Below are 3,823 nucleotides of genomic sequence, written 5' to 3'. Positions count from 1 at the left end.
TAAGATGCTTCCGAAAAAGCCACACAAGGTTTTATTATCTCAAATTTTTGATAGAATATCCTCGCTGGGGCGTATTCACGCTCCTAAGCCTTCTGTCACCACTTCATAATTGGCGAAGGTATTGTCACCTGTCACGGGTTTTTTATGCTTTTTTATGTCTATTTTTCAAAAATAGACCTTTTTCCCAGTCTAATATAATTGAAAATTATATTCTGGCTAGCTATAGATAACATAAAACTATCTCTGACCATGCTTGAATAACTGGTCAACCCTTAAAATTGCTTTTTTATGACTTTTTCAGCAACCCCTAAATAATTCTGATATTCCTATTACTAATGATGGCACTTATGATGGATACAAAGCGTTTTTGGAGATTTTAGAAGCCCACTTATACTGTTTCTTTGTAAAGCTGCACCAAATTCTAGCTTTTTTTCAACGCAAAGTTACGCAGAGGTTAGCGCAAAGGTACACAGAGGTTTTATGAAGATGATTCGCTATTCGTCCCAAAATAATTAGGCGCATCTTCATAAAAAATTCGTATTAGTTTACTTGGGAATTAGTCAGGCAAAACAAGTCTTATTAATCGGGGATGAGGCAGAGTGTATCTGGATACATATTCCTCCACTTTTAACACGGTTATGATGCCCAATCGAAACTTATCAACTCTTCGATTTTTATCATGTTACTCAGCATTTACAAGCATTTGTCGACGTGGCTTTTAATTTACTATAGCAATCCTAAATCATTTGTGAAAATCAATCATACATAAATATTTTCGGAAAATTGAAAATTTCATGGTGAACAGCAAGTTCAAATAAACGCTTGACAAGGGTAAAGGATTTACATAAATGATAAAACTCTCTAATGAACTTTTTAGCATACAACCAAATATCTTCCACAGGGTTTTGTGTTGGATCGTTAGGAGCGAAGCGAATACAAGTAATTTTCCATTCGTTCTCGTTTAGCCCCTGATTTAGAGAATTTAAATAATCTTGAAACTCAACTGAACGGTGATAACTAGCTCCATACCAAATCAAAGCAATACGGCTTTTTGGGTATTGAGTAAGTAAGTATTCTACGAATGCGACGTGCGTTCCGCCCCGCTTCGCTAACGCCGATTTAGAATCACCTTTTTTGAAGGGCTTAATTAAAAATTCTTGTGTGTAATAATTCAGTGCGCCAAAATACGTTTGTCTTTGCCTTTCGTTAAGAACTGGAACTTCTATTCTTTCTTTGGTATTACCCCAAATATATCCACAAATATCTCCCCATAACAAATGACACTCATCCTCAAAAAATACGACCATTTCTCCAGACACAATCTGACTTTGGTGTGCATTTAGCCATGCGGTAATTTCTAGTTTTTTTTTGCTACTAACTCTGAGTCTTTGCGTGGGTTCTTTTTTTGTGTTTTTTTCCAACTTATAGATCTTCTTTAAATAAGTCATAATAGCTTTGGTTTGACTCAAATGCTATACTGAAACTATCTTCAATGTACTCTCTTAGTTCATTTAAATGCCAGCAATCCTTTTGTTTAAGCCATTCAATCACTGTTTGTTTTTGTTTGCTATCAAGATAACCCCTCGAACCTTGATATTTAAGTTTTAATCCTGCAACTCCCTGTTCCACAAAAATATATTTCCACTTATTGACGAAGCCTAAAGATACGTGCAAAATTTCTGCAATTTGAGAATGAGTGTAACTTTCCATCACCATTTGCACAGCCAGCGCCCGTTTCAATTCTCTTCTATCTGGATTTCCTTGGATAAAATCTATCAATTCTTTCATTACTTAGTTATGTATCTTGTCTATAATTAATTAGATCCAGCTTATCGTTATGTGTAATTTTTCACAACTCATTTAGGATTACTATACTGTCGTAGACAGTTGATTTAAATAAGTTGTCAAATCATTGATTATAAATATTTTTGAAGACAACAAAAAGATAAATTGTGGTGCTAATCAATCTAATTAATGTAACAAAAAATTATTTCGCCTCAATATTGCTAATCAGCGTAGGCGTAGCCTGCCGTACTCCTACGGAGAAGCAAGCTATGCGTAGCGTCTCGTAGAGAAGGCATCGCACATTCTTTGGAGTCATCTAACAAAATCGCATTGCTCCCATATCGGCCCCCAGGGCAAACGCGTCATGTCAATAAGCAAAGTATATTCTCAATAGACTTAAAAACAATGTCATTAACTCTTGGTTGTTGCGAAAGTTTTAGGCGTTGGCGTAGCCCGCCACAGGCATCGCTTTGAGGCTTAAAAAATAATCAAACGTGAAATGCTGATTTTTTCGTTGCTTCTTAACCTTCGTTGTGATCAAGAGTAATTTAGATGCGTTTGCCCTGTATCGGCCCCTATCAGGGACTTCCAAATAAAAAACATCCCATCGCAGGGGAACAAGGGGGGAAGAAGCTCTTTTTGAGTGCACAAATAGGATAATTTATTGAAAGCGGCGGAAAACTCAATTCTCAAGAGTGGTTAAAGAGGGATAGCCGCCCCGCCACTTGGGGGATTGGGCATTGGCCAAACAGCTAACTTCTTCTCCATGACGGCAGTTGCTCCACTTGGGGAAACCCGTGTTCCCGCACTGCCTCTTCTATTCCCACTTGCCCTGAGCGCAGCTGAAGGGATGCCCCATGCCCAAAACTCCATCCCGCAACTGTCGTGGAGTTTTTCATTTTTTGGAGTTTCCTTAACCTGATTTTAGCCAATATTTTCATACTTGCTAAACTACTTCAGCCTAGAAATACCTGATTTTTTCCTATTGCATTATTCAGAATTTAATAGGAACCTAAATTACATAAATAACGCGATGTGCGACTTAATATTTTGTAACAAGTTTGTCAAACTCTTATAGGGTCACAATTATGACGATACCCTACGGCAAAAAATACAAAAAGTACATAACGTGCCAGTCGCTGGTGTCTTCCCCTTTTGCGAAGAGATGGTTGAACTGGCTAGTAGCGATATTTTGTGCCTACGATACCCGGAGCATTTTTGAACTCAAGAAATCAATAAGGTTGCAGGGCAAATCCTGAGCTAAAGCACAAAGCACAAGATTTCATGCATCTGTTAATTTTTCGGTAGTGCTACACAAGTAATGAAGAAAACATTAAAGGAGTCACTAATGTATAGTATTCAGTCGCAAGAGTATGATGTCATAATTATGGGCGCGGGGTTTGCAGGCGTTTGCCAAGCCCGACATTTGCTGCTCAACATTCCAAATATCAAAGTCGCTCTCATCGACTCCCGTCCTGAAGAGCGAACAGATAAGGATCTGAAAATCGGCGAGTCAACGGTTGAAGTGTCGGCTATGTTCCTCTACAGGGAACTGGGTCTCTACGAATACTTGATCGAAAACCAGGTTCCTAAACAAGGGTTAAACTTCCATTGGCCCAAAGACCAAATAAAAACCGATTCTATTTCCGACTACTATAGCCTCTGGTCTCTTCTAAATCCCCCTATGCCCAGCTTTCAAATTGAGAGAGCAAAGTTAGAGCGGGATTTGCTCAAAATGAACAAAGATTTAGGAGCTGTCTTCTACAAAGGTCAAGTGGTCGATGTCAATTTGACACCAACTGATGCAGTTAATAGCGTCATTGTCAAGCTTGAATCAGGGCAGATAGAACTTAAGGCAAAACATCTGATTGATGCCACCGGTCGCCGTGGGGGGGCAGGGGCGTGCCGTCATCGGCGGCGATGTCCGCCGGGGATCACCGATAATCAAAGCCCACGTACTGCCCGCCAATGGGCAGATCGAAGTTGATCCAACCGACGTTCTCGCAAAACGCGAAGCCTTTCAGCCGCCGCGTTGAGG

At 39.5% G+C, this 3,823-nt stretch carries 2 protein-coding genes and 2 pseudogenes; 2 read left to right on the top strand and 2 right to left on the bottom strand.

Translation table 11 applies throughout. The features are described 5' to 3' along the window. Positions 1-540: 540 nt before the first annotated feature. Positions 541-723, top strand: a pseudogene (locus tag LC574_RS30500) (ISLre2 family transposase); the annotation flags it as partial. A gap of 32 nt (positions 724-755) precedes the next feature. On the opposite strand, the pseudogene LC574_RS30495 reads toward LC574_RS30500, so the two are convergent. Beyond that, positions 756-1,788 (bottom strand): annotated as a pseudogene (locus LC574_RS30495) (IS630 family transposase). A 749-nt stretch (positions 1,789-2,537) separates the two neighbouring features. Continuing rightward, positions 2,538-2,684 carry a hypothetical protein gene (locus LC574_RS30490; protein ID WP_229457337.1) on the bottom strand — a complete coding sequence of 49 codons (147 nt, stop codon included), beginning with the start codon at positions 2,682-2,684 and terminating at the stop codon, positions 2,538-2,540. A gap of 449 nt (positions 2,685-3,133) precedes the next feature. Between LC574_RS30490 and LC574_RS30485 the strand changes: the two genes are divergently transcribed. After that, positions 3,134-3,772, top strand: a complete 639-nt coding sequence (locus LC574_RS30485; protein WP_229457336.1) for an NAD(P)/FAD-dependent oxidoreductase — start codon at positions 3,134-3,136, stop codon at positions 3,770-3,772. The last annotated feature ends 51 nt before the right edge of the window (positions 3,773-3,823 follow it).

This window comes from Nostoc sp. CHAB 5715 (genome assembly GCF_020829685.1).
GTDB lineage: Bacteria > Cyanobacteriota > Cyanobacteriia > Cyanobacteriales > Nostocaceae > Nostoc.
This window is presented reverse-complemented; position numbering and strand designations above follow the sequence as displayed.

Excerpts from the sequence above, each read along its gene's own strand:
- LC574_RS30490 (WP_229457337.1), bottom strand. The coding sequence starts at position 2,684 with ATGAAAAACTCCACGACAGTTGCGGGATGGAGTTTTGGGCATGGGGCA.
- LC574_RS30485 (WP_229457336.1), top strand. The coding sequence starts at position 3,134 with ATGTATAGTATTCAGTCGCAAGAGTATGATGTCATAATTATGGGCGCG.